We start from the raw sequence: 23,654 nt of genomic DNA on the forward strand, positions 1-23,654 counted from the left end.
CGCGCCCCCCCCCCCCCCCCCCCCCCCCCCCCCCGCCCCCCGCCCCCCCCCCCCCCCCCCCCCCCCCCCCCCCCCCCCCCCCCCCCGGGGCGAGGGCGGCACGGACTTCCGGTGAGGTCGGGCACCGCGGGACGAGGTCGGGCACCGCGGGACGAGGACGGTCGGACGCCCGCACGAGGTGAGCCCCGTCACCCCGACCCCGGCCGCGTCGCGCCCCGCACGTCGGTCGACGGCGTCCCACCGCTGGTGGCGGACGTGAACGGGCCGCTCAGCGGCCCGGTCGGCGGGCGGCGCGCCCCACGGGAGGACCGCAGGTCAGCGGGCGGCACCCTGGTTACCGACGGGTAACCTCTGCCCGTGCCAGCTATCGTGCTGGTCGCGCGGGCACAGGCGCCCGCGCGGATCCGCCGCCGGTCCGCGGACCGGTCGACGACGGCGGCGAGACCCCTCTCGCGCCGTCCGTGCGGACGGGACCAACCGACGCCGCGAGGCGTGGGGAGAGGGAATCATGACGGGCCCCCTGCAGGTCGTGCTGGGCACGATCAGCGTGCTGTTCCTCATCGTGTCGGTCGTCCTGGCCTACCGGGCGGTGCGGGCGATGGTGCGGATCATCCGCACCGGCCAGCCGGACTCCACCCGCAACGGGCCACTCGGCACGCGGCTCAAGACGCTCGCCGTCGAGTCGCTCGGCCACACCCGGATGCTCAAGTGGTCGGCCATCGGCGCCGCCCACTGGTTCGTCTTCGTCGGCTTCTACGGCCTGTTCCTCACGCTGGTCGAGGCCTTCGGCGAGGTCTGGAACCCGGCCTTCCACCTGCCGCTGATCGGCGAGTGGAGCCTGTGGAACCTCTTCGCCGACCTCATCGGCACCGGCACGATCATCGGCATCCTCTACCTGATCTACCGGCGCCAGAAGGACCACCCGCGCCGCCAGGGCCGCACCAGCCGCTTCGCCGGCTCCAACGAGGGCCGCGGCTACTTCGTCGAGGCCGTCGTCCTCACCGTCGGCGTCTGCATCCTGCTGATCCGCGCGCTGAAGATCTCCTCGGACCTCACCGACGCCCCGGCCTGGTCGCACCCGGTCTCGGGCCTGCTGGCCACCGTCCTGCCCGACAGCCCCGACCTGCTCAGCGTCGTCGCCTTCGTCAAGATCGTCGTCTCGCTGGTGTGGCTCGTGGTCATCAGCCGCACGCTCAACATGGGCGTCGCCTGGCACCGGTTCAGCGCCTTCCCGAACATCTACTTCAAGCGGGAGGCCGACGGCGGCGTGGCGCTCGGCCCGCTGCAGCCGATGACCTCGAACGGCAAGCCGATCGACTTCGAGGACCCCGGCGAGGACGACGTCTTCGGCCGCGGCAAGATCGAGGACTTCACCTGGAAGGGGATGCTCGACTTCACCACCTGCACCGAGTGCGGGCGGTGCCAGAGCCAGTGCCCTGCCTGGAACACGGGCAAGCCGCTGTCTCCCAAGATGGTGATCATGGACCTGCGGGACCACCTGTACGCCAAGGCCCCGTACCTGCTCGGTGAGAAGACCGCGGCCGAGACCGCCCCGGACTTCGACGTCCTCAAGCCCAGCGACGAGCAGGTCTGGGCGTCGGGCTACGCCCGCATCGAGGGCACCAACGACGCGCAGGCGCACCGCCCGCTCGTCGGCACCCTCGAGGAGGGCGGGGTCATCGACCCCGACGTCCTGTGGAGCTGCACGAACTGCGGCGCCTGCGTCGAGCAGTGCCCGGTCGACATCGAGCACGTCGACCACATCGACGACATGCGCCGCTACCAGGTGCTCATCGAGTCGAACTTCCCGTCCGAGGCCGGCGTGATGCTGCGCAACCTCGAGAACCGCGGCAACCCCTGGGGCGTGAGCCCGAGCACCCGCGAGGACTGGATCAAGGAGGTCGACTTCGAGGTCCGCATGGCCGACGGCCCGCTGCCCTACGACGTCGAGTACCTGTTCTGGGTCGGCTGCGCCGGCGCCATCGACGACCGCGCCAAGAAGGTCACCAAGGCCGTCGCCGAGCTGCTGCACACCGCCGGCGTCGAGTTCGCCGTCCTGGGCTCCGGCGAGACCTGCTCGGGCGACCCCGCCCGCCGCATGGGCAACGAGTTCGTCTTCCAGATGATGGCCCAGGAGAACGTCGAGACCCTCAACGGCGTCTTCGAGGGCCGCGTCCCGGGCACCCGCAAGATCGTCACCACCTGCCCGCACTGCTTCAACTCGCTGGGCCGCGAGTACCCCCAGGTCGGCGGCGAGTACGAGGTCGTGCACCACACCCAGCTGCTCAGCCAGCTGGTGGAGGAGGGCCGGCTCACCCCGGTGAGGCCGGTCGACCGCAAGGTCACCTACCACGACCCGTGCTTCCTCGGCCGGCACAACAAGGTCTACACGCCGCCGCGGGAGATCCTCGACAGCGTGCAGGGCCTCTCCACCCAGGAGATGCACCGCTGCAAGGACCGCGGCTTCTGCTGCGGCGCCGGCGGCGCGCGCATGTGGATGGAGGAGAAGATCGGCAAGCGGATCAACGTGGAGCGCACCGAGGAGGCCCTCGGCCTCGACCCGGACGTCATCTCCACCGCGTGCCCGTTCTGCATCACGATGCTGTCGGACGCCCTCACGTCGAAGAAGCAGAACGGCGAGGCCGCCGAGCACGTCGAGGTCCTCGACGTCAGCCAGATCCTGCTCCGCTCGATGGCGCCGGCCGGCACCCCGGGCACCGAGCACGGCGCCGAGGTCGGCACCGCCGACGACGACGTCGCGGGCACCGGCTCGGCCGCCACGGGACACCGCCCGGCCCAGTAGACCGAGCGCGTCCACGAGACGGACGCCACCGGCGAGGCACTCCTCGCCGGTGGCGTTCGCCGTCTGCGGGGCCGTTCCCTCCGGTAGAACACGCGCCGTGCTGCTGCAGCTGCGGGTGACCGTGCCGCCCGACCGGACCGACGACGTCCGCGACCTGTTCGACCGCTGTCCCGGGACCGCCCACCTGGCCGTGCTCCCGGGCGCCTCGGTCAGCCCGCTCGGAGACCTGGTGCTCGCCGACGTCGCCCGCGAGTCCGCCGACGCCCTGGTGGCCGGGCTGCGCGAGCTGCACGTCGACCGGGACGGCGCGATCGTGATCGAGGCCGTGGACACCGCGGTGTCGGCGACCGCCGAGCGGGCCGAGGACGCCGCACCCGGGGACGGCTCGGACGCCGTCGTGTGGGAGCAGGTGGTGCGGACGACGGCCGCCGACTCCTCGCTGTCGGTGGCCTACCTGTCCTTCCTGGCCATCTCGACGCTGCTGTGCGCCGTGGCCATCGTCAACGACTCGGCGATCCTGCTGATCGGCGCGATGGTGCTCGGGCCCGAGTTCGGACCGCTGGCCGGCCTCGCCGTCGCGCTGGTGCACCACCGCCGCGGGGTCGCGCGGGCCGCGGCGCGCGCGCTGGGCACCGGGTTCGCCGTCGCCGTCGTGGTGACCGCCGTCGCCACCCTGGTCGCCCGGTGGCTGGGCTGGGTCGGCACCGGGGTGCTGACCATGGACCGGCCGCAGACCGGCTTCATCACCGCGCCGGACCACTGGTCGGCCGTGGTCGCGGTGCTCGCCGGGATCGCCGGCGTGCTGTCGCTCACCTCGGCCAAGAGCGGCGCCCTGGTCGGCGTCTTCATCTCGGTGACCACCGTGCCGGCCGCCGCGGACATGGCCGTCGCGCTGGCCCTCGGCGGCTGGGACGAGTTCGGCAGCGCCACCCTCCAGCTGGGCATCAACGTGGTCGGCATCCTCGTGGCCGCGGTGGTCACCCTGGCGCTGCAGCGGTCCCTGTGGCAGCGCGTTCCCCAGGTCGCGCCGCGCCTGGAGCCGGTGGAGCGGACCCGGCTGCGCGCCTGACACGTGACTGGTTGCACAGTGCATCCGCTTGCGGGTGGGAACGGGGCGGGGCGCACCATCGACGGGTGACCCGCACCGCCCCCGCACCCGCCCCGGCGCCGACCGCGAGCGACCGCCGGCGCGGCCTGCTGCTGATCGCGGTGGCCATCGTGCTCACCGCCGCGAACCTGCGGACGGCGGTCAGCTCGGTGGGGCCGGTGCTGGAGGAGCTCGAGCGGGGCCTGGGGGTCTCCAGCGCGGCGGCCGGCGTGGTGACGACGATGCCGGTGGTCTGCTTCGCGGCGATCGGCTTCGCCGGTCCTCCGCTGGCCGCCCGGTTCCGCGACGCGCACGTGCTCGCCGGCGCACTGCTCACGATGGCCGCCGGGCTGGTGCTGCGCGCCGTCGTCGACTCCTTCCCGCTGTTCCTCGTGGGGACGACGCTGGCGATGGCCGGCGGCGCGCTGGGCAACGTGCTGCTGCCCGGCCTGGTCAAGCGCTGGTTCCCCGAGCGCACCGGGCTGCTGGTGGGCGCCTACAGCGCGAGCATGGCCATCGGCGGTGCGGTCGCCGCGGTGAGCACCGCACCGATCGCCGCCGCGGTGGGGCCCGGCGGCTGGCGCTGGGCGCTGGGGATCTGGGCGGTGCTCGCGCTGCTCGCCGCGCTGCCGTGGTTCCTCACCCCGCACCGGCCGGGCGCCTCCCGGAGCGCCCACCGGTCGGTGCCGATGGCGCCGCTGCTGCGCAGTCCGCTGGCGCTCACCCTGGCCGCCTTCTTCGGCCTGCAGGCGATGCAGGCCTACGTGGTCATGGGCTGGTCGGCCCAGTACCTGCGCGACTCCGGCCTCAGCGCGGCGACCGCCGGCCTGCTGCTGGGCGTCAACTCGGTCGTCGTCATCCCGATCAACGCCGTGGTCCCCTCGCTCACCGTGCGCCAGCGGTGGCAGCGGCCGCTCCTGCTGGGCTTCATGGCCTGCTACGCCGTCGGCTGGACCGGCCTGTGGCTGGCCCCGCGCACCGCGCCGTGGCTGTGGATGAGCGTGCTCGCCGTCGGCATGGGCACCTTCTCGATGGTGCTCACGCTGCTGGGCATGCGCGCCCGCACGCCGGAGACGGTGGCCGCGCTCTCCACGGTCACCCAGGGCTGGGGCTACGTCCTCGCCGGCACCGGCCCGCTGCTCGTCGGCGTGCTGCGCGGCGTCACCGGCGGCTACACCGGCATGTTCGCGCTGGTCGCCGTCGCCACGGTCGGGCTCACCGTCACCGGCCTGCTGGCCACCCGGGCCCGCTTCGTCGACGACGAGCTGCCCGGCTGGTCGCCGGCGGGGGTCAGCCCTGCGGACGCTGCGTCGCCGCGCGGGTGAAGTTGCGGAACGACCGGGACGGCGTCGGGCCGCGCTGGTCCTGGTAGCGGGAGCCGTACACCGCCGAGCCGTACGGGTGCTCGGCCGCCGTGGTGAGCCGGAACAGGCACAGCTGACCGATCTTCATGCCCGGCCACAGGGTGATCGGCAGGTTGGCCACGTTGGACAGCTCCAGCGTGATGTGGCCGGAGAAACCCGGGTCGACGAAGCCCGCGGTCGAGTGCGTGAGCAGTCCCAGACGGCCCAACGAGCTCTTCCCCTCGAGTCTCGCTGCCAGGTCGTCGGGGATCGAGACCACCTCGAGCGTGGAGCCGAGCACGAACTCGCCCGGGTGCAGCACGAACGGCTCGTCGCCGTCCGGCTCGACCAGCGTGGTCAGGTCGTCCTGCTGCTGCGCGGGGTCGATGTGGGTGTAGCGGGCGTTGTTGAACACCCGGAAGTAGCGGTCGAGCCGGACGTCGATGCTCGAGGGCTGCACCAGCCCCGCGTCGTGCGGCTCGATGCCGAGACGCCCCTCGGCGATCGCGGCGCGGATGTCGCGGTCGGACAGCAGCATGGCGCGGAGTCTAGGGAGGGGACCGCCGCGGTCCGCCGCAGCGGCGGGTCGGGACCTTGGTCCCCTCCTGCGGGTCTCGGGTCGCGCCCGGACCGGCCCTGCCGATACCCGGGAGAGGACCGATCGACCCAGGAGGACACCGCGGTGCTGGACACCCACCCCCGGACCGGGACACCGCGCGCCGGCCGCCCCGCCGTCCGGCCGACCGGTGAGGAGCGGTTCTTCGCGCCCGAGGAGGTCATCGTCTCCAAGACCGACACCCGCGGCGTCATCACCTACGCCAACGACGTCTTCCTCCGCGTGGGGGCCTACACCCGCGACGAGGTGATCGGGCAGCCGCACAACCTCATCCGGCACCCCGAGATGCCGCGAGCGGTGTTCACGCTGCTGTGGGACACCCTGGCCGCCCGGCAGGAGCTGTTCGCCTACGTCGTCAACCTCGCCGCCGACGGGGCGCACTACTGGGTGCTCGCGCACGTCACCCCCTCCTACGGGCCCGACGGCGCGGTGGTCGGCTACCACTCCAACCGCCGCCGGCCCTCGCGCCGGGCGGTGGACCGGGTCCGCCCGCTCTACCGGAGCCTGCTGGCCGAGGAGCGGCGCCACCCCACCGCCCGGGCCGCCGTCGCGGCGTCCTCGGCGCTGCTCGACCGGCTCGTCGCCGAGCAGGCCGCGTCCTACGAGGACCTGGTCTGGGCGATCATCAGCCAGGAGGAGAACTGACGTGGGCCGCTCCCGGAACCGCTCCGACGCCGAGGAGCTCGAGGTCTACCGCGCCTTCGTCCGCGGGCTGACCGAGACCTGCGAGGCCGCCGCCCGCGGCGACCTCGAGGCCCGCGCCGTCCCCGTCGCCGGCTCCGAGGCGGTCCCCGACCTGGTCGCGCTGCAGCACGGCGTGGACCGGGCGCTCGACGTCAGCGACGCCTTCGTCCGCGAGTCCGGTGCCGCGCTGACCTCCGCCGCCGAGGGCCGCTACCACCGCAGGGTGCTGCTCACCGGCCTGCACGGCGCCTACCGCCAGGCGGCCACCGACATCAACGCCGCCCGCGACGCCATGCGCGCGACCGCCGGCCGGGTCACCGACGCCCAGACCTCGCGGCTGCGGCTGGCCGACGAGTTCGAGTCCGTCGTGCTCGCGATGAGCGAGCAGGTGGCGACGGCGGCGACGGAGATGAGCGCCTCGGCTTCCGGCCTGACGACGGCGTCGTCGGCGGCGTCGGACGCGGTCGGCGCCGCCTCCACCACGCTGACCTCCCTGACCCGCACCTCCGCGGAGATCCGCCAGGTCATCGCGCTCATCGAGTCGGTCGCCGCGCAGACCCGGCTGCTGGCGCTCAACGCCACCATCGAGGCGGCCCGGGCGGGCGAGGCCGGCACGGGCTTCGCCGTCGTGGCCTCGGAGGTCAAGGACCTCGCCGACCAGACCGCCCGGGCCACCGAGCGGGTGACCGCGCAGGTCGAGGCCATCCGCGCCGCCTGCGACGAGGTCACGGCGGTCATCGGCTCGGTGGGGACGACGGTGGGCGAGATGAACGGCCTCGTGGACGGCATCGCCGCGGCGGTCGACGGCACCGCGTCCCTGGGCGTCGCGGGCACCGACGTCACCGGGCTGTCCCGGATGGCCGAGCAGCTGCGCTCGGAGGCCACCGGGTTCCTCGCGGAGATGCGGCGCTGAGCCGGGCCGACGGGGCCGTCCCCCGTCCGGGCGCTCCCGGGCGGACCCCCAGCTCCCGCATGTACGGTGCAGGAAGTCGGTGGCCGGTGCGGCCACCAGGCCCTGGCGCCGCCGCGGAGCTCCCCTCCGCCGCCGGCGCCGTCGTGTCCTGGGAGGTGCGCGTGACCCCGGATCCCGCCGCGGGGACCGGGACCCACGGCACCGGGGCACCCGCCGTCGAGGACGTGTTCGCCGGCGGCAGCGAGAACGGCCGGCTCATGGCGGCGCTGGACTGGGCGGCGACGCCGGTCGGGCCGGTGGACACCTGGCCGGCGAGCCTGCGCTACGCCATCCGCACGGTGCTGGTCTCGCGGTTCCCGATGATCCTCACCTGGGGTCCGCGGTACACCCAGTTCTACAACGACGCCTACGCCACGCTCATCGGCGCCAAGCACCCCGCCGCGCTCGGCGAGGACCTGCGGGTCACCCTGGCCGAGGGCTGGGCCGCGCTGCAGGAGCCGGTCGAGCGGGCCATGGCCACCCGTGAGGCGTCCTGGATCCCGCAGCTGCTGCTGCTCCTGGAGCGGGCCGGGTACCGCGAGGAGACCTACTTCACCGTCTCCCACGCCCCCGCCTTCGGTGACGACGGCGAGGTGGCCGGCATGCACGCGGTGTGCACCGAGGTCACCCGCCAGGTGGTCGCCGAGCGCCGGCAGCAGCTGCTCCACGAGGTGTCCGCCGCGGCCGGCCGCCGCGAGGACGAGCACGACCTCGCCGTCCGGGTCTGCGCGGCGCTGGCCACCGACCCGCTCGACGTGCCCTTCGCCGCGGTCTACCTCACCGAGGACGGCGGGACGCAGCTGCGGCGGGTGGCCACGGTCGGGGTCGACGCCGCCCGGGTGCCCGCGTCCACCCGGCACGCCGGGGACCTCGACGACGTCGCCGTCGCGGGTCTCGGCGTCACCGGCGGCCCGTTCGGGGACCCGGTCACCGACGCCGTCGTGCTGCCGCTGACCGCCGGGGCGGGCCGCGAGCCGGTGGGTGCGCTGCTGGTCGGCGTCAGCCCCGCCCGGGCGCTGGACGCGGAGTACCGCACCTTCCACGAGCTGCTGGCCGGGCAGCTCGCCGGCGCCGTCGCCGACGCCCGGGCCTACGCCAGCGAGCGCGCCCGGGCCGAGGCGCTGGCCGAGCTCGACCGCGCCAAGACGACGTTCTTCGCCAACGTCAGCCACGAGCTGCGCACGCCGCTGACCCTGCTGCTGGGGCCGATCGCCGACGTCCTCGCCGAGTCCGGCGCGGAGCTCCCGTCCGCCGTCCACGACCAGCTGACCCTCGCCCTGCGCAACGGCCAGCGCCTGCAGCGGCTGGTCAACGACCTGCTGGAGTTCGTGAGCATCGAGGCCGGGCGCACCGCGCCGGTGCGGGTCGCCACCGACCTCGCGGCCGACACCGCCGAGCTGGCCGGCGTGCTGCGCGCCGCGGCCGAGCGGGCCGGGCTGACGCTGACCGTGGACTGCCCGCCGCTGGGCCGCCCCGCCGCGGTCGACCCCCGGATGTGGGAGAAGGTCGTCCTCAACCTCGTGGCCAACGCCGTCAAGTACACCTTCGTCGGCGGCATCACCGTGGCGCTCACCGCCGAGGACGACGAGGTGGTGCTGCGCGTCTCCGACACCGGCGTGGGCATCCCCGCGGACGAGCTGCCGCACCTGTTCGACCGGTTCCACCGGGTCGCCGACTCCCCGGCGCGCAGCCGCGAGGGCACCGGCCTGGGCCTGGCCATGGTGCGCGAGCTGGTCGAGCTGCACGGCGGCACCGTCGCGGTGGCGAGCCGGCCCGGGGTCGGCAGCACGTTCACCGTCCGGTTGCCCTTCGGCGAGCCGGACACCGACGCGCCGCCCCTGCCCACCACGGCCCCGGTGCGGGCCGCCGCGCTCACCCCGTGGGACGACGACCTGGGCTGGCAGGCCGGCACCCCCGTCCCGGCGCAGCCGCTGGGGACCGTCCTCGTCGTCGACGACAACGCCGACATGCGGGCCTACCTGACCCGGCTGCTGTCGCCGTCGTGGGTGGTGCGGACGGCGACCGACGGCGCGGAGGCGCTGGCCGACGCGATCACGGACCGGCCCGACGTGGTGCTGACCGACGTGATGATGCCGGGGCTGGACGGCTTCGCCCTGCTCAAGGCGCTGCGTGCGGAGCCGGCGACCCGGGCGGTCCCGGTGGTCATGCTCACCGCGCGGGCCGGCCAGGAGGCCGCGGTCGAGGGCTTCGACGCGGGCGTCGACGACTACCTGCCCAAGCCGTTCGAGTCCGCCGAGCTGCTCGGCCGGCTGCGGTCGGTGCTCGAGCGCGCGCGGGGACGCCGGGAGGCCGGACCGCCGCCCCCCGTCGTGACCGGCGCCCGCCCGGTCGCGGCCGCTCCCCCACCGCGCCCGCGCGCCGGTGAGCCGGCCGGTCCGGTGGACGTCCCCGCTGCCCCGTCCGCCGAGGCGGGAGACGAGGCGGACGGGGTGACCCGGACCTGGCGCTTTCCGTCCAGCGCCTCCTCGATCCCGCCGTTGCGGCGGCGGCTGAGGGCGCTGCTGGCCGAGGCCGGCCTGGCAGAGGACCGCGCCTACGACCTCGTGCTGGCAGCCTGCGAGGCGGCCACCAACGCCATCGAGCACGCGCAGGACCCGGCCGAGCCGGTGGTCACGGTCCGGGCGACGGTGCGCGACGGCGCGGTCGAGCTCGAGGTGCGGGACACCGGCCAGTGGCGGGAGCGGACGTCGAGCATGGACCGCGGCCGCGGCTCGATGCTCATGAGCGCCTTCGCCGACGTCACCGCCGTCCCCGGTCCGGCCGGCACCACGGTCACGATCCGCAGCCCCCGCCCCGAGCGCTGACCACACCCCACCGAGGGGTGGGTCCTGACCGGACGGGGTCCGGTCTTGCTACTCTGACGATCGGCCCTGGGCCACCGCGGGTGTAGTTCAATGGCAGAACATCAGCTTCCCAAGCTGACAGTGCGAGTTCGATTCTCGTCACCCGCTCTCACCGCCCCGCCGGCGTCTTCGGCGAGCGGCATCCTCCACCGGTCCCTCCTGCGTGCCGGCACGGCCGTGGCCGCCCGGCGACGACACACCGGGCGGCACAGTCAGATGACTCAAGCCGGCACGGGCGCCGGGAGACGCGGTGCGCGTGGCACCGATCCCCGGGTCCCCGGCCCCACCCCCGGTCCCGGGCCGGTCGAGAGTCGAACGACCGATGCCCGGCCCTCCTGCGGGTCCCCAGGCTCGTCCTCGTCGCCCGATCGAGGATGGAGACCACCATGACCGAGGCATCGTCCGCCGCGGGCCAGGCCCCGACCGTCGCGCTCGTCCACGGCGCCTTCGCCGACAGCGCCGGCTGGAACGACGTGGTGAGCGCCCTGCTCGCCGCCGGGGTGCGCGTCCAGGCCGTCTCGAACCCCCTCCGGGGGATCGAGTACGACGCCGCGTACGTCGCCAGCGCCCTCGGCCAGATACCGGGGCCCGTGCTGGCGGTCGGCCACTCCTACGGGGGCGCCGTCATCACCAACGCCGCGCTCCGGGCCAGCAACGTCGTCGGCCTGGTCTTCGTGGCCGCCTTCGCCCCGGACGAGGGCGAGGCCCTGCAGGAGATCGAGGCCGACTCCAAGGACAGCGTCCTCAACTCGGCGCTCCTCCAGTGGCAGTACCCGGGCGAGGGCGGGCAGACCGAGGTCGAGTTCGCCATCGACCCCGAGCAGTACCACGACGCCTTCGCGGCCGACGTCTCCGAGCAGCAGGCGCGGGTCATGGCGGCCACCCAGCGGCCGATCTCCGCCCGCGGCTTCACCGAGCGGACCGGCACCCCGGCCTGGCGCAGCCTGCCCTCGTGGGCGATCGTGCCGACCTCCGACCGGGCCGCCGGCAGCGACGTCGTGCGCCGGATGGCCGAGCGGGCCGGGGCGACCATCACCGAGGCCGAGGGCTCGCACGTGATCATGGTGACCCAGCCCAAGGCGGTCACCGAGGTCATCCAGCAGGCGCTGGCCGCGCTGGCGGGGTAGTCACCGCCCCCGGACCGGGCCGTCGCGACCGCCCCCGTCGCGACGGCCCACCCCGCTGGCAGCCTGGACCGCGTGCAGCCGACCCCAGCCGTCCTCGACGCGCTCGCCGCCCGGCTGCGCGCCGCAGGCTGCGTGTTCGCCGAGGACGAGGCCCGCGTGCTCGCCGACGCCGCCACCACCCCCGCGGAGCTGGCGGCGACCGCGGCCCGCCGCGTCGCCGGCGAGCCCCTGGAGCACGTGGTGGGCGCTGCCGGGTTCTGCGGCCTGCGGGTGGCCGTCGGCCCGGGCGTCTTCGTGCCCCGGCAGCGCACCGCCGCCCTCGTCGCGCGGGCGGTGGCGGTGGCCCGGGCCGTACCCGCACGCCGCCCGGTCGTCGTGGACCTGTGCTGCGGCAGCGGCGCCGTCGGCCTGGCGCTGGCCACCGCCGTGGACCTCGCCGAGCTGCACGCCGCCGACGTCGACCCCGCGGCGCTGCCGTGGGCCCGCCGCAACCTCGGTCCGGTCGGCGGGGTCGTGCACGGCGGGGACCTCTACGACGCCCTGCCGGCGCGGCTGCGCGGCCGGGTCGACGTCCTGGTCGCCAACGCCCCCTACGTGCCCACCGGGGCGATCGGCCTCCTGCCGCCCGAGGCACGGCTGCACGAGCCGCGCCGCGCCCTCGACGGCGGCGGGGACGGGCTGGACGTGCACCGGCGGATCGTCGCCGGCGCACCGGGCTGGCTGGCGCCCGGCGGGGTGCTGCTGGCGGAGGTCGGCGCGGACCAGGCGCCGGTGCTCGCCGGGCTGCTGGCGCGGGCGGGCCTGCGGGCCGACACGAGCCCGCCCCAGGAGGACGGGACGACCGTGGTCACCGGGACGCTCCCCAGGATTTCGTGCGACTGAGTTCCGGTATCTGGGCCCTTGTGCCCTGTCCGGTCGGAGAGTGCCGGGTCATGATCCGGTCATGGCCGCCGAACCCCCCGTCGAGCCACCCCTCGAGTCGATCAGGCTGGTCCCCCTGCTGCCTCGCCGCCCCGGGCCGTCCTTCCTGGTGGACGTCGACGGGTCCGCGACCGCCCACCGCGCCCTCGTGTGGGCGCTGCGCGAGGCCGCCCGCCGGGAGGGCACCGTGCTGGCCGCCGCCGCCGTCGACGTGCCCGCCGAGGACCCGCTGACCGGGCGTCCGTCGGCCGAGGCCGCCCGCACCGCGGCGCTCGCCCAGGCCGAGGCGTCGGTGGTCCGCGCCATCGCCGAGACCGGCGTGACCGGTCGCGTCCGCACCGTCGCCGTCGAGCGGCCGCTGCTGGACACGCTGGCCAACGCGTGCCGGGGCGGGGACCTGGTCCTCGTCGGCGCCACCGGCCGCACCCTCCTGCGGCCGGTGGCGCCGCGCTTCCCGGGCCGCCGCCTCGCCCCCGGCGCGTGAGCGCTCCCGCCCCACGCCCGGCCTCCTCGGGACGGGCCCTGACCCCGCCCGGCCCGGAGGACGCCGGGGCCGGTGAGCCCGCGTTCGCCGCTGCCGTCCGCGCCGTCCGCGCCGTCGCGGCGGGCGGCCGCCTGGAGGCGACGCTGCGCGACGTCGTCGAGGCGGCGGTGGCGCGGGCCGACGCCACCTACGGCGCCCTCGGGGTGCTTTCGCCCGACGGCCGGCGGGTGGACCGTTTCGTCATCGTGGGCATCGACGCCGAGACGCAGGTGGCCATCGGCCGCCCGCCGGCCGGCGCCGGCATCCTCGGCCTGCTGGTGGAGCGGCCGGTGCCCCTCCGGCTCGACGACCTGGGGACGCACCCGGCGTCGGTCGGCTTCCCCGAGGGGCACCCGCCGATGACCTCGTTCCTGGGCGTGCCGGTCCGCGTCCGCGACGCGGTCTTCGGCAACCTCTACCTGACCGAGAAGCGCTCCGGAGGCTCCTTCACCCCCGCCGACGAGGAGGCGGTCGAGGCGCTGGCGGAGGTCGCCGGGCTGGCCATCGAGAACGCCCGGCTCGCCGAGGCCGCCGAGCGGCGGCGCGCATGGGTGCAGGCGGCGACGGAGGTGTCCACGGCCCTGCTCTCGGGCGACGAGCTCGACGAGGTGCTGCCGGCGCTGGTGCACCGGGTGGCCGCGCTCAGCGACGCCGACGGCGCCGCGCTGCTCGTCCCGCGGGAGGACGACACCGGCGCCCTGACCATCGCCGCGGTGGCCGGTCCCCTGTCCGGGGACCTGGAGGGCGTCCGGGTGCCGCTGGCCGACACCCACGTCGGCCGGGTGCACCGCTCCGGCACCGCCGAGCTGCTCGACGACGTCCGCGTGCAGCCGGTGCTGGGCCGGCACGCCGAGGTGGCCGTGGAGCTGACCGCCGGCACCCGCTCGGCGCTCGTCGTGCCGCTCGGCCCGGCCGTCGGGACGATCGTGTGCCTGCGCGCGGCCGAGCGGGAGCCCTTCGACGCCGAGGTCCTCGACGCGCTGGCCTCCTTCGCCGCGCAGGTCGCCCTGGCCCTCGAACTGGCCCGCAGCCAGCGCCGCGAGCGGCGGCTGCAGGTGCAGGCCGACCGCGAGCGCATCGCCCGCGACCTGCACGACCACGTCGTGCAGCGGATCTACGCGACGGCGCTGAGCCTCGACCGCGTCGCCCGGTCGCTGGAGGAGGTCGACCCCTACGCGGCCCGCCGGGTGGAGCGCAGCGTCGACGAGCTCGACGAGACCATCACGCAGATCCGCTCGGCCATCTTCGAGCTCAACGACCGTGACGCGGTCCCGGAGGCGCTGGGCCGGCGGCTGGCCGACGTCGTGTCGCGGGTGACCGAGGGCTCGGGCGTCGACTGCCGGGTGGCGCTGCACGGCGACGTCGACGGGGTGTCCGGCGCGCTGGCCCACGACCTGCTCGCGGTGGTGCGCGAGCTGGTGAGCAACGTCGTGCGGCACGCGGCGGCGACCCGGGTGACGGTCACCGTGGACGCCGGCCGCCGCTCCGGGGACGACGTCGCGGTCGTGGTGACCGACGACGGCCGGGGCCTGCCCGCGGTCCCCGTCCGCAGCGGCCTGGCCAACCTCGAGCAGCGGGCCCGCCGCCGCGGGGGCGGGCTCGCGGTCACCGGCGATGCGGGCGGCACCACGGTGACCTGGCGGGCGCCCCGGGCCGGCGGGCGCTGACCGCGCCGGATCAGCCGCGGGGGCGCCGTCCGCGCAGCTCGGTGGCGAGGATCGCGGCCTGGGTGCGTCGCTCGAGCCCGAGCTTGGCCAGCAGGTGGCTGGTGTAGTTCTTCACCGTCTTCTCGGCCAGGCCCATGCGGTCACCGATCTGCCGGTTGGTCAGCCCCTCGCCGATGAGCCCGAGCACCGTGCGCTCCTGCTCGGTGAGCCCGGCCAGCCGGCGGTCGGTGCCGGGCCGGGCCGGGCGGCCGGGGGTCCCGCTCAGCGTGCCGCCGGCCGCGACGGTGTGCACCGCCGACACGAGGTCGGCGCCGCGCACCTGCTTGACCAGGTACCCGGCGGCTCCGGCGCCCAGCGCCGAGGCGACCGCCTCCTCGTCGGCGTAGCTCGACAGCACCAGGCAGGAGCAGCCGGGCACCCGCTCGCGCAGGGAGCGGACGACGTCGGCGCCGTCCCCGTCGGGCAGCCGCATGTCGACGATGGCGACGTCGGGCCGGACCGCGGGGCCGCGGGCCAGCGCCTCCGCGGCGGTCCCGGCCTCGCCGACGACCACCAGCGCGGGGTCGTCCTCGAGCAGCTCGGCCACGCCGCGGCGGACCACCTCGTGGTCGTCGACGAGGAACACCCGGATGAGCGGCAACGCTGCGGCCATGGGCGCCTCCCTCCCTGACCGTGCCGGCGGTCACAGAGGGTAGCGCCGACGAGGGGTCCTGGGCCGTTACTCCGGCACGAGCAACGCTGCGTACAGGGTCAGCCCCGGGCCGAAGGCCATGGCCACCACCGGGCCGTCGACGTCGGCCAGTTCCTGCAGCACCAGCAGCACGGTGGCCGACGAGCAGTTGCCGTGCTCGGCCAGCACCCGGCGGGAGGCGCCGACCTGCTCCTCGGTCAGCCCCAGCTCGTCGCGGACGACGTCGAGGATCCGCGGGCCGCCCGGGTGCACCGCCCAGCCGGCGACGTCCTCGGCCCGCAGACCCGCTCCCCCGAGCAGCTCGGTCACGACGTCGCCGACGTGCCGGGAGAGCACGTCGGGCACCCGCGGGGACAGCCCCATGCGGAACCCGAGATCGGTGACGTCCCAGGTCATGTGGTCGGCGGTCGACGGGTCGGTCCGGGCGACCACACCGGCCAGCCGCCGGCCGCGCCCGGCGGCGGGCTCGACGACGACGGCCGCGGCGGCGTCGGAGAACAGCGCGTGCGCGACGACCTGGTCGAGGTCCCGCTGCGCCGGCTGCACGTGCAGGCTGGTCAGCTCGCAGCACAGCAGCACCGCGGGGCGGGACCGGGCGGTGACGAAGTCGCCCACCGCCGCCAGGCCCGGGATCGCCGCGTAGCAGCCCATGTGCCCGACCAGCAGCCGCTGCAGCCCCGGCGGCATGCCGAGGTCGCTGGCCAGCCGGATGTCCAGGCCGGGGGTGGCGTAGCCGGTGCAGGTGGCGACGGCGAACAGGCCCACGTCGCCCGGCGCGAGGCCGGCGGCGTCGAGCGCGCCGGCGACCGCCTGCTTGCCCAGCGGCAGCGCCTCCTCGACGTAGCGGGCCATGCGAGCACCGGTGGTCCAGGAGCTGAGGTCCTCGTCGATCGGGTTCGCCACCGCGTGCCGCGTGCGCACCCCGGCACTGGACCAGATGCGGCGGGCGGCGCGGACGCCCTCGTAGTGGCGGGCGAAGAACCCCTCCCACGCGGCGTCCTGGTCGAGCGGCGCCGGCAGGGCGGCACCCGCCCCGGTCAGCAGTGCGGCGCTCACCCGCGCGGACCCGGGACGAACGTGCTGCTCACGTGCGGGGTCATCGCCCGACCGTACGGCCGGGCAGCCCGGTCCGCTCCCGCGGGGGGCGGGCCCTCGCCGGCCGGCGGGAGCCCGCGCTTGCGGCCGTAGCCGGCGAAGACGACGGCGGTCGAGCGGACCGGCTTCATGCGGACCGCCGGACGCCGGCCCAGCCGCCAGGCGACCGCGTCGCGCACCGACGGCCGCAACCCGACCAGCCGCAGGTCCAGGCCGAGGTCGTCGGCGGCGGCGAGCAGCCGCGCGCGGTCGACGAAGAGCTCGGGGTCGTGGATGCCCGGGGGCGGGCCACCCGGCAGCCGCTCGCCGACGGTGACCATGAGGAACCGCCCGATCCGGGTGTCGGCCAGGGCGTCGATGACCAGCGTGCCGCCGGGGCGCAGCAGCCGGGCGCACTCGGCGAGCACGCCGACGTCGTCCTCGACGTGCTCGAGGATCTCCCCGGCGACGACGACGTCGGCGCAGCCGTCGCGCAGCGGGACGGTGAGCACCGACGCCCGGACGGCGGTGACCCCGTGCGCCGCGGCGACCGCCAGCCCGGCGGCGCCGAGGTCGACCCCGACGTGCCGGTAGCCCAGACGCTCGACGTGCGGGGCCATGAGCCCGCCGCCGCAGGCGAGGTCGACCAGTACCGCGTCGGGGCCCTCCGCGGACGGGATGTGCTCGGCGCGCGAGGCGGCCAGCCAGTGGAGCGCGGCGAACCCGCCGGAGGCCTCCCACCACTGGTCGGCCAGCCCGTCGTACTGGGCGGGGTCGTTGCGCCGGAGCTCGCCGGTGCGCACTACTTCCTCTTGAGCGGGTCGTGGCCCCAGTTCATCAGCGAGTAGCGCCACTTCGAGGTCTCGACGTCCTCCTTCGCCGGCTCCTGCGCGAGGTGACGCCGGACGTACCCGTGGACCTTCCGCATGTGCGCGTGGTCGTCCTCGGTCAGGTCTCCCTTCTTCTTCCGCAGCAACTCGACGATCCGCCGTCCCGACGCGTGTCCCGTCGACTCGCCCGACCCGCCGCTCTTCTGCCCCACCGACTGCGACTCGTCGCTCTCGAGCCACTCCTCCAGCTCCGAGGCGCTCATGTTGACCGCCTCGGCGAAGTCCTTCTCGATCGTCCTCGGGTCGTCGTCGGCCACGGTTCCTCCTCGATCGCCTGCCCCGGCGGTACCTCCATCACGACCTCGGGAAACGGGTGTCGGAGCAGCCGCGCGGTGGGTACCGGGGGAGGGTGACCGCGAACGGAGTGGAGGTGACGAGGATCCCGCAGGAGCCGATCGCCCCGACGGCCCCGGCGGCCGCCGTCCGCAGCGCCGAGGCGCGCGGGGAGACCGTCGACCAGCTGCTCGACCGGAACCTCGCCGAGCTGCTGCAGGAGCTGCGGGTGGCGATCACCGGGGTGCAGGTGCTCTTCGCCTTCCTGCTCGGCCTGGCCTTCACCCAGCGCTTCGCCGACCTCGACGACTTCGCCCGGACCGTCTACACCGTCACGCTGCTGGCCACGGCGCTGGCCACGGTGCTGCTCATCGCGCCGGTCTCCTTCCACCGGCTGGTGTTCCGGCGGCGGCTCAAGGCCGCGCTGATCACGGTGGCCGACCGGATGCTGGTCGCGGGTCTGGCGCTGCTCGTGCTCGCCATCTGCAGCGGCGTGCTGCTCGTCCTCGACGTCGTCCTCGGGCGCGGCCCGGGCCTCGTGGCCGGCGGCGCGGTGCTGCTGGTGGCGGCGGTGACCTGGTACGGGATGCCGGTCTGGGCCCGGCGCGCGCCGGGCGCGGGGGCCCCCGACCCGCGGGGGACGGTCGACGACTCCGCAGGATGAGGGCCCGCCCACCTGCGTCCCCCGGGGGTCCCCGTGTCCGTCACCGTCGTCGGCAGCCTGAACGAGGACGTGCTGGTCGCCGTCGAGCGGCTGCCCCGTCGCGGGGAGACCGTCGTCGGCCGCGGCGCCGTCCTCGCCGCCGGGGGGAAGGGTGCCAACCAGGCCGCGGCCGCTGCCCGCCTGGCGCGGGCCGGGGTCGCGATGGTCGGCCGGGTGGGCGACGACCCGGCCGGGGAGCGCCAGGTGGCCGCCCTGGAGGAGGCGGGCGTCGACACCGCGCACGTGCAGCGCACCCCGGGCGCCCCGACCGGCTCGGCCACGATCCCGGTGGAGGACGGCAGCGGTGAGAACCTGATCGTCGTCGTCCCCGGGGCCAACGCCGCCCTGGCGCCGGCCGACGTCGACGTCCCGGCCGTGCGGCGCGCCGCCGTCGTCCTGCTGCAGCTCGAGGTGCCGCTGGCCGCGGTGCAGGCAGCCGCCGACGCCGCCGCGGGGACGGTGGTGCTCACCCCCGCCCCGCCCCGGCCGCTGCCGCCCGGGCTGCTGCAGCGGGTGGCGGTGCTGGTGCCCAACGAGCACGAGCTGGTGCAGCTGGCCGGCGCCGAGCCGGGCGCGCGCTCCCCGCAGGAGCTGGCCGCCCTGGCCCGCACCCTCGGCGTGCCCGCGGTCGTGGTGACCCTCGGCGACCGCGGCGCGCTGCTCGTGCCCGGCGAGGGCCCGGCGTCGCTGCAGGCGCCGCCTCCGGTCGAGGCCGTGGACACCACCGGGGCCGGTGACTGCTTCACCGGCGCGCTCGGTGCCGCCCTCGCCCGCGGCGCGGAGCCGGCCGACGCGGTGCGCGAGGCGGTGGCGGCCGCGGCGCTGTCGACCACGGGGCCCGGTGCGCGCGGGGCCCTCCCCGACGCCGACGCCGTCCGCACGCTGCTGCCCCGGCTGCCCGCGGCCACACCGGTGGGCTGACCCGGTTCGACGCCGACCGGGCTGGGCAAGGCTCCCGGCGACCGAGTCCCGGACCCGAGGAGGACGACGTGACCGAGCCCGAACGGCCGCCGCGCACGCCCGAGCGCGCGGAGGGCGACCCCGGCGACCCGCAGACCGACGACGGCCGCACGCCCCGCGCCGAGGACCCCGCGGAGGGGGGCGACGCCGGCGGCGCCGGAGCGGACACCCCCGGCTCCTGACGGCGGAACGGACCGGTCCGCCGCGTCCGTCCGGGATCAGGTGACCTGATCGTGGCGCGTCCTCCCTCATGGTGGGACGTGGGGGAGGACGCCCGGCGGTGAGGGAGGAGGGCGATCGGGCCGGCGCCCAGTCACAGCGGTCCCACCGTCCACCGGCGTCCCGAACTGCGCGTTCGCCTCTCGGCACCCAGGAGCCAGCGATCGTGCCGGTGATCCGGCGTGCCGCGAACTGATCCGTCACGGGAGGCGGCAGCATCGCCGTCGTGACCGCCGCCGCCCTCTCCCTCGCCGACACCGACGCCCCCGGCCCGGTCCGCCGCAGCCGCGCCGAGCGGGAGTCGATCGTCCTGGACACCGCGGAGCGGTTGTTCGCCACCCGCAGCTCGCGCAGCGTCGGCATGGACGAGCTCGTGCGGGAGACCGGCCTGGGCAAGATGACCGTGTACCGGCTGTTCAGGAGCAAGGACGAGCTCGTCGGCGCCTACCTGGCCCGCAAGGCCGCCACGGAGCTCGGCCAGATCGACGCGATCATCGGGTCCGAGCCCGACCCCCGCGCCGCGCTGCTGGCCGTCGTCGGGTCCGTCGAGGCCGACGTCACCCGGGCCGGCTTCCGCGGCTGCCCGTTCACCAACGTCAGCAGCGAGTACGACGACCCGGAGCACCCCGCCCGCAGCGCCGCCGCCGACTACAAGTTCGAGCTGCACGCCCGGCTGGAGCGGCTGGCCGAGGAGGTCGCCCCCGGCAGCGGTGAGGACCTCGCCGCGCAGGTGCACCTGATCATCGACGGGATGTACCTGTCGGGCGGGCTGCTGGGCCCCGACGGCCCGGCCGCGCACGGCCGTGACCTGGCCGAGCGGCTCGTGGACATCGCCGTCGCCCGGTCCGCGGCCGCCTGACCGGCCCTGTCCGCGGCTCGTCGGGCGACGGCGGGTCCGGGACCGCAGGATGAGCCGGTGACCGTCGACCGCAGCCGCCCCGACCTGGACGACACGACCGTCGAGGGCCTGGGCAAGCTCTCCGAGGCCCTCGAGACGATCGAGCAGGCCCGTGGCCAGCTCTACGGGTTCCACCAGCACTCGGGGAAGGCCGACCTGCTCCTGCAGGACGCCGTCGAGCTGTTCCGCAAGGCCGGGCACACCGAGCTCGCCGACGACCTCGAGCGCGACCTGGTCGGCCGCAACGTCATCGCCGACCGGTGGACGTTCCAGATCGTCGAGGACTACGACGCGAACTACTGGTCGGTCTTCCGCGCCTTCGACGAGCGCGCCCGGGACGAGCTCGCCGGAGGCGACCGGCACGTCTACGAGGCCCGCATGAAGCAGCGCGAGCGGACCCAGGGACACCCCGCCCACGAGGCCGGCCCGGCGCTGGCGGAGTGACCGCCTCCGGTCGCCGCCCCGCTCCCCCGGCCCCAGACTCGGACCGGTGAGCACGCGCGAGCAGAAGATGCCCGAGCCGGAGTCCCCGCGCTCGGTCGGGCCCCTCGGCAGCAGCACGTCCGGCCCGCCGGCACCCGACTCCGACGGGCCCGAGGGCACCGGCCCGGCCGACGGCGCCGCCGGCCCGTCCTACCCGCCGGCGGAGACCGAGCCGGCGGCCCACCGCCGCGACTGACGGGCACCCGGCCGCCGGGTCCCGCGGCGGTTTGAGCACGCCCTCGCGCGGACAAGATCGGGAGCGTGACCGCTCCCGGATCGCCTGCCGAGCCCCGGCCCTCCGCGCCGGGCACCGACCCCTTCGCCACCGGCACCAACCCGTACGCGACGGGCACCCCGGCGTCCACCCCCGGCACCGGCCAGCCCGCGACCCCGCCCGCCCGGACGCCGTCGCGCGCCCGGTCGGCCGGCCGCACGCTGGGCCGGGGCCTGGCGCTGGCCCTGCTGATCGCCGTCACGGTGATCCTCGTGCTGTTCATCGTGTTCAACGGCGAGACGGTGCCGATCAGCCTGGTCTTCACCGACGTCCGCGCGCCCCTCGTGGTGGCGCTGCTCATCGCGGCCGGCCTCGGTGCGCTGATCGGCCTGCTCGCCGCCTCGGTCCTCGCCGCCCGGCGCCGCAACCGCTGACCCGCGCCGGGCCGCACCCGGCACCATCCCGACGGCCCGGGACCGCTCGCCCCTGACCCCTGCGAGCGTGTCCCGGGCCGCTCCCTTGCTCCTGGTTACCGACCGGTAATAACGTTGGTTACCGACGAGTAGCAAGCGCTCGTCGCCCATCGGCACGGGAGCAACGGAGCCAGACCGCCATGAGCCACTACACCGCGAACCTGCGGGACCTCGAGTTCAACCTGTTCGAGTTCCTCGACACCAAGGACCGCTTCGGCACCGGCCCGTTCGAGCAGATGGACGCCGAGACCGCGCGCGGCGTGCTCGCCGAGATCCGCCGGCTGGCCGAGGGCCCGATCGCCGACAGCTTCGCCGACGCCGACCGCAACCCGCCGGTGTTCGACCCGGCCACCCACTCGGTGACCCTTCCCGAGAGCTTCAAGGCGTCGGTGCGGGCCATCGAGGACGGGGAGTGGTACCGCCTGGACCTGCCCGAGGAGCTCGGTGGCTTCGGTGCACCGCACGCGCTGACCTGGGGCGCGTTCGAGATGGTGCTCGGCGCCAACCCCGCCGTCTTCATGTACGGCGCGTGGGCCGCCTTCGCCGCCGTCCTGCACGAACTGGGCAACGCCGACCAGAAGCGGCTCGCCGAGCTCATGATCGAGCACCGCTGGGGCGCCACCATGGTGCTCACCGAGCCCGACGCCGGCTCCGACGTGGGCGCCGGCCGCACGAAGGCGGTCCAGCAGCCCGACGGCTCGTGGCACCTCACCGGCGTGAAGCGGTTCATCACCTCCGCCGAGCACGACCTGTCCGACAACATCGTCCACCTGGTGCTGGCCCGTCCCGAGGGCGCGAAGCCGGGCACCAAGGGCCTGTCGCTGTTCGTCGTCCCCAAGTTCCACGTCGACCTCGAGACCGGCGCCCTCGGCGAGCGCAACGGCGTGTACGTCACCAACGTCGAGAAGAAGATGGGCCTGAAGGTCTCCACGACCTGCGAGCTGACCTTCGGCGACGGCCCGGTGCCGGCGCGGGGCTGGCTGGTCGGCGACGTGCACGACGGCATCGCGCAGATGTTCAAGGTCATCGAGCACGCCCGGATGTTCGTGGGCACGAAGGCCATCGCCACGCTGTCGGCGGGCTACCAGGTGGCCCTGGACTACGCGCGCAACCGCGTGCAGGGCGCCGACCTCACCGCGACGTCGAAGGACGCCCCGCGGGTCACCATCACCCACCACCCCGACGTGCGCCGCTCGCTCATGCTGCAGAAGGCCTACGCCGAGGGGATGCGGGCGCTCTACCTCTACACCGCCACCTTCCGCGACCAGGTCACCGAGGCCGAGGCCGCCGGCACCGCCGACAGCGAGCAGGCCCGGCTCGCCGCCCGCGTCAACGACCTGCTGCTGCCGGTGGTCAAGGGCTTCGGCTCGGAGCGGGCCACCGAGCTGCTCACCAGCGAGTCGCTGCAGTGCCTGGGCGGCTCGGGCTACCTGCAGGACTACCCGATCGAGCAGTACATCCGCGACTCCAAGATCGACACCCTCTACGAGGGCACCACGGCGATCCAGGGCCAGGACTTCTTCTTCCGCAAGATCGTCAAGGACGGCGGGGTCGCGCTGACCTGGCTGGCCGGCCAGATCCAGGCCACGATCGACGCGGAGGCCGGCAACGGCCGACTCAAGGAGGAGCGGGCGCACCTGGCGACCGCCCTCGGCGAGGTCCAGGCGATGCTCACGGCCATGTTCGGGCAGCTCAGCGGTGCCCAGGAGGACATGACCAGCCTCTACGAGGTCGGCCAGAACACCACCCGGCTGCTGCTCGCCGTCGGCGACCTGGTCACCGGGTGGCTGCTGGTCCGCCAGTCCGAGGTGGCGCTGGCCGCCCTGGCCGGCGAGGTGGGCGAGAAGGACCGCCTGTTCTACGAGGGCAAGCTCGCCGCCACCCGGTTCTTCGCGACCCAGGTGCTGCCGCGCCTGGCGGGCGAGCGGGCGATCGTCGAGGCCACCGACAACGCGCTCATGGAGGTCCCCGAGGCCGCGTTCTGAGGCCGCGTCCTGAGGCCGTGCACTTCCGCGGACGTGCACGCCGGCACCCCACCTGCCGACGGCCGTCGTCCCGATCCGGGACGGCGGCCGTCGCCGTGTGGTGCCCGGCCTCGCGCTGCGGGGTGGGGTCGGGCACCGCGGGGCGCATCCAGCCCCGTGCGGGTCGTTTTCTCGGCCGGGTGCACGGGCATGGCCCCGGGGACG

The 23,654-nt window shown here is 75.5% G+C and carries 23 protein-coding genes and 1 tRNA gene; 19 read left to right on the plus strand and 5 right to left on the minus strand.

What is annotated here, in order from left to right:
• Positions 1 to 508 precede the first annotated feature (508 nt).
• The 3 genes from ACI79V_RS17650 to ACI79V_RS17660 all read left to right on the plus strand — a co-directional run bounded on the left by ACI79V_RS17650 (position 509) and on the right by ACI79V_RS17660 (position 5,215).
• Positions 509 to 2,803, plus strand: a complete 2,295-nt coding sequence (locus ACI79V_RS17650) for a heterodisulfide reductase-related iron-sulfur binding cluster (RefSeq protein WP_456891269.1) — start codon at positions 509 to 511, stop codon at positions 2,801 to 2,803.
• A gap of 97 nt (positions 2,804 to 2,900) precedes the next feature.
• The gene (locus ACI79V_RS17655; RefSeq protein ID WP_456891270.1) at positions 2,901 to 3,872 is read left to right on the plus strand and encodes a DUF389 domain-containing protein; all 972 of its coding nucleotides are present in this window, start codon (positions 2,901 to 2,903) and stop codon (positions 3,870 to 3,872) included.
• Between the two features lie 65 nt (positions 3,873 to 3,937).
• Entirely contained in the window at positions 3,938 to 5,215 is a 1,278-nt protein-coding gene (locus ACI79V_RS17660) for a CynX/NimT family MFS transporter (RefSeq protein ID WP_456891273.1), read from the plus strand.
• Here ACI79V_RS17660 and dcd read toward each other — a convergent pair.
• Positions 5,181 to 5,771: a dCTP deaminase gene (gene dcd / locus ACI79V_RS17665; protein ID WP_456891274.1), complete on the minus strand. Its 591-nt coding sequence runs from the start codon at positions 5,769 to 5,771 to the stop codon at positions 5,181 to 5,183. The genes ACI79V_RS17660 and dcd overlap by 35 nt on opposite strands.
• A 144-nt stretch (positions 5,772 to 5,915) precedes the next feature.
• On the opposite strand from dcd, the gene ACI79V_RS17670 reads away from it, so the two are divergent.
• The 8 genes from ACI79V_RS17670 to ACI79V_RS17705 all read left to right on the plus strand — a co-directional run bounded on the left by ACI79V_RS17670 (position 5,916) and on the right by ACI79V_RS17705 (position 14,587).
• Positions 5,916 to 6,494, plus strand: a complete 579-nt coding sequence (locus ACI79V_RS17670) for a PAS domain-containing protein (protein ID WP_456891276.1) — start codon at positions 5,916 to 5,918, stop codon at positions 6,492 to 6,494.
• Position 6,495: 1 nt separating this feature from the next.
• Positions 6,496 to 7,446 carry a methyl-accepting chemotaxis protein gene (locus ACI79V_RS17675; protein ID WP_456891278.1) on the plus strand — a complete coding sequence of 317 codons (951 nt, stop codon included), beginning with the start codon at positions 6,496 to 6,498 and terminating at the stop codon, positions 7,444 to 7,446.
• Positions 7,447 to 7,607: 161 nt separating this feature from the next.
• Positions 7,608 to 10,310 (plus strand): ATP-binding protein, encoded by a 2,703-nt coding sequence (locus tag ACI79V_RS17680; RefSeq protein WP_456891280.1) that lies wholly within the window; start codon positions 7,608 to 7,610, stop codon positions 10,308 to 10,310.
• A 76-nt stretch (positions 10,311 to 10,386) separates the two neighbouring features.
• Positions 10,387 to 10,457 (plus strand) — tRNA-Gly (locus tag ACI79V_RS17685).
• Positions 10,458 to 10,735: 278 nt separating this feature from the next.
• Complete coding sequence (locus ACI79V_RS17690) at positions 10,736 to 11,476, plus strand: alpha/beta fold hydrolase (protein ID WP_456891282.1); 741 nt, start codon at positions 10,736 to 10,738, stop codon at positions 11,474 to 11,476.
• A 72-nt stretch (positions 11,477 to 11,548) separates the two neighbouring features.
• Positions 11,549 to 12,358, plus strand: coding sequence for a putative protein N(5)-glutamine methyltransferase (locus ACI79V_RS17695; protein ID WP_456891284.1), 810 nt, complete (start codon positions 11,549 to 11,551; stop codon positions 12,356 to 12,358).
• A gap of 61 nt (positions 12,359 to 12,419) precedes the next feature.
• Entirely contained in the window at positions 12,420 to 12,881 is a 462-nt protein-coding gene (locus ACI79V_RS17700; protein ID WP_456876365.1) for a universal stress protein, read from the plus strand.
• The gene (locus ACI79V_RS17705; RefSeq protein WP_456891286.1) at positions 12,878 to 14,587 is read left to right on the plus strand and encodes a GAF domain-containing protein; all 1,710 of its coding nucleotides are present in this window, start codon (positions 12,878 to 12,880) and stop codon (positions 14,585 to 14,587) included. The genes ACI79V_RS17700 and ACI79V_RS17705 overlap by 4 nt, the downstream gene beginning before the upstream one ends.
• A gap of 10 nt (positions 14,588 to 14,597) precedes the next feature.
• Here ACI79V_RS17705 and ACI79V_RS17710 read toward each other — a convergent pair whose 3' ends face one another.
• The 4 genes from ACI79V_RS17710 to ACI79V_RS17725 all read right to left on the minus strand — a co-directional run bounded on the left by ACI79V_RS17710 (position 14,598) and on the right by ACI79V_RS17725 (position 17,499).
• Complete coding sequence (locus ACI79V_RS17710; RefSeq protein WP_456876367.1) at positions 14,598 to 15,239, minus strand: response regulator; 642 nt, start codon at positions 15,237 to 15,239, stop codon at positions 14,598 to 14,600.
• Positions 15,240 to 15,305: 66 nt separating this feature from the next.
• Positions 15,306 to 16,334, minus strand: a complete 1,029-nt coding sequence (locus ACI79V_RS17715) for a type III polyketide synthase (protein ID WP_456891288.1) — start codon at positions 16,332 to 16,334, stop codon at positions 15,306 to 15,308.
• Entirely contained in the window at positions 16,331 to 17,155 is an 825-nt protein-coding gene (locus ACI79V_RS17720) for a methyltransferase domain-containing protein (RefSeq protein WP_456891290.1), read from the minus strand. Before ACI79V_RS17720 ends, ACI79V_RS17715 begins: the two co-directional genes overlap by 4 nt.
• A complete protein-coding gene (locus tag ACI79V_RS17725; protein ID WP_456891292.1) occupies positions 17,155 to 17,499 on the minus strand; it encodes a DUF3140 domain-containing protein in 345 nt (114 codons plus the stop codon). Before ACI79V_RS17725 ends, ACI79V_RS17720 begins: the two co-directional genes overlap by 1 nt.
• Positions 17,500 to 17,612: 113 nt before the next feature.
• Between ACI79V_RS17725 and ACI79V_RS17730 the strand changes: the two genes are divergently transcribed.
• The 8 genes from ACI79V_RS17730 to ACI79V_RS17765 all read left to right on the plus strand — a co-directional run bounded on the left by ACI79V_RS17730 (position 17,613) and on the right by ACI79V_RS17765 (position 23,450).
• On the plus strand, positions 17,613 to 18,179 hold the full coding sequence (locus tag ACI79V_RS17730; RefSeq protein WP_456891294.1) for a DUF6328 family protein: 567 nt from the start codon (positions 17,613 to 17,615) through the stop codon (positions 18,177 to 18,179).
• Between the two features lie 33 nt (positions 18,180 to 18,212).
• Positions 18,213 to 19,139 carry a PfkB family carbohydrate kinase gene (locus tag ACI79V_RS17735; RefSeq protein WP_456891296.1) on the plus strand — a complete coding sequence of 309 codons (927 nt, stop codon included), beginning with the start codon at positions 18,213 to 18,215 and terminating at the stop codon, positions 19,137 to 19,139.
• 68 nt (positions 19,140 to 19,207) lie between these two features.
• A complete protein-coding gene (locus tag ACI79V_RS17740; protein WP_456876373.1) occupies positions 19,208 to 19,360 on the plus strand; it encodes a hypothetical protein in 153 nt (50 codons plus the stop codon).
• A 263-nt stretch (positions 19,361 to 19,623) separates the two neighbouring features.
• Complete coding sequence (locus ACI79V_RS17745) at positions 19,624 to 20,256, plus strand: TetR/AcrR family transcriptional regulator (RefSeq protein WP_456876374.1); 633 nt, start codon at positions 19,624 to 19,626, stop codon at positions 20,254 to 20,256.
• Between the two features lie 57 nt (positions 20,257 to 20,313).
• Positions 20,314 to 20,739, plus strand: a complete 426-nt coding sequence (locus tag ACI79V_RS17750) for a hypothetical protein (protein ID WP_456891297.1) — start codon at positions 20,314 to 20,316, stop codon at positions 20,737 to 20,739.
• Positions 20,740 to 20,785: 46 nt separating this feature from the next.
• Entirely contained in the window at positions 20,786 to 20,974 is a 189-nt protein-coding gene (locus ACI79V_RS17755) for a hypothetical protein (RefSeq protein WP_456891299.1), read from the plus strand.
• A 65-nt stretch (positions 20,975 to 21,039) separates the two neighbouring features.
• Entirely contained in the window at positions 21,040 to 21,426 is a 387-nt protein-coding gene (locus tag ACI79V_RS17760) for a LapA family protein (protein ID WP_456876377.1), read from the plus strand.
• 179 nt (positions 21,427 to 21,605) lie between these two features.
• Positions 21,606 to 23,450, plus strand: coding sequence for an acyl-CoA dehydrogenase (locus ACI79V_RS17765; protein ID WP_456891301.1), 1,845 nt, complete (start codon positions 21,606 to 21,608; stop codon positions 23,448 to 23,450).
• The last annotated feature ends 204 nt before the right edge of the window (positions 23,451 to 23,654 follow it).

It is taken from the genome of Geodermatophilus sp. SYSU D00700, assembly GCF_054050255.1.

Coding starts and splice junctions, on each gene's coding strand:
- ACI79V_RS17650 (WP_456891269.1), top strand. CDS start 509: ATGACGGGCCCCCTGCAGGTCGTGCTGGGCACGATCAGCGTGCTGTTC.
- dcd (WP_456891274.1), bottom strand. CDS start 5,771: ATGCTGCTGTCCGACCGCGACATCCGCGCCGCGATCGCCGAGGGGCGT.
- ACI79V_RS17690 (WP_456891282.1), top strand. CDS start 10,736: ATGACCGAGGCATCGTCCGCCGCGGGCCAGGCCCCGACCGTCGCGCTC.
- ACI79V_RS17700 (WP_456876365.1), top strand. CDS start 12,420: ATGGCCGCCGAACCCCCCGTCGAGCCACCCCTCGAGTCGATCAGGCTG.
- ACI79V_RS17710 (WP_456876367.1), bottom strand. CDS start 15,239: ATGGCCGCAGCGTTGCCGCTCATCCGGGTGTTCCTCGTCGACGACCAC.
- ACI79V_RS17765 (WP_456891301.1), top strand. CDS start 21,606: ATGAGCCACTACACCGCGAACCTGCGGGACCTCGAGTTCAACCTGTTC.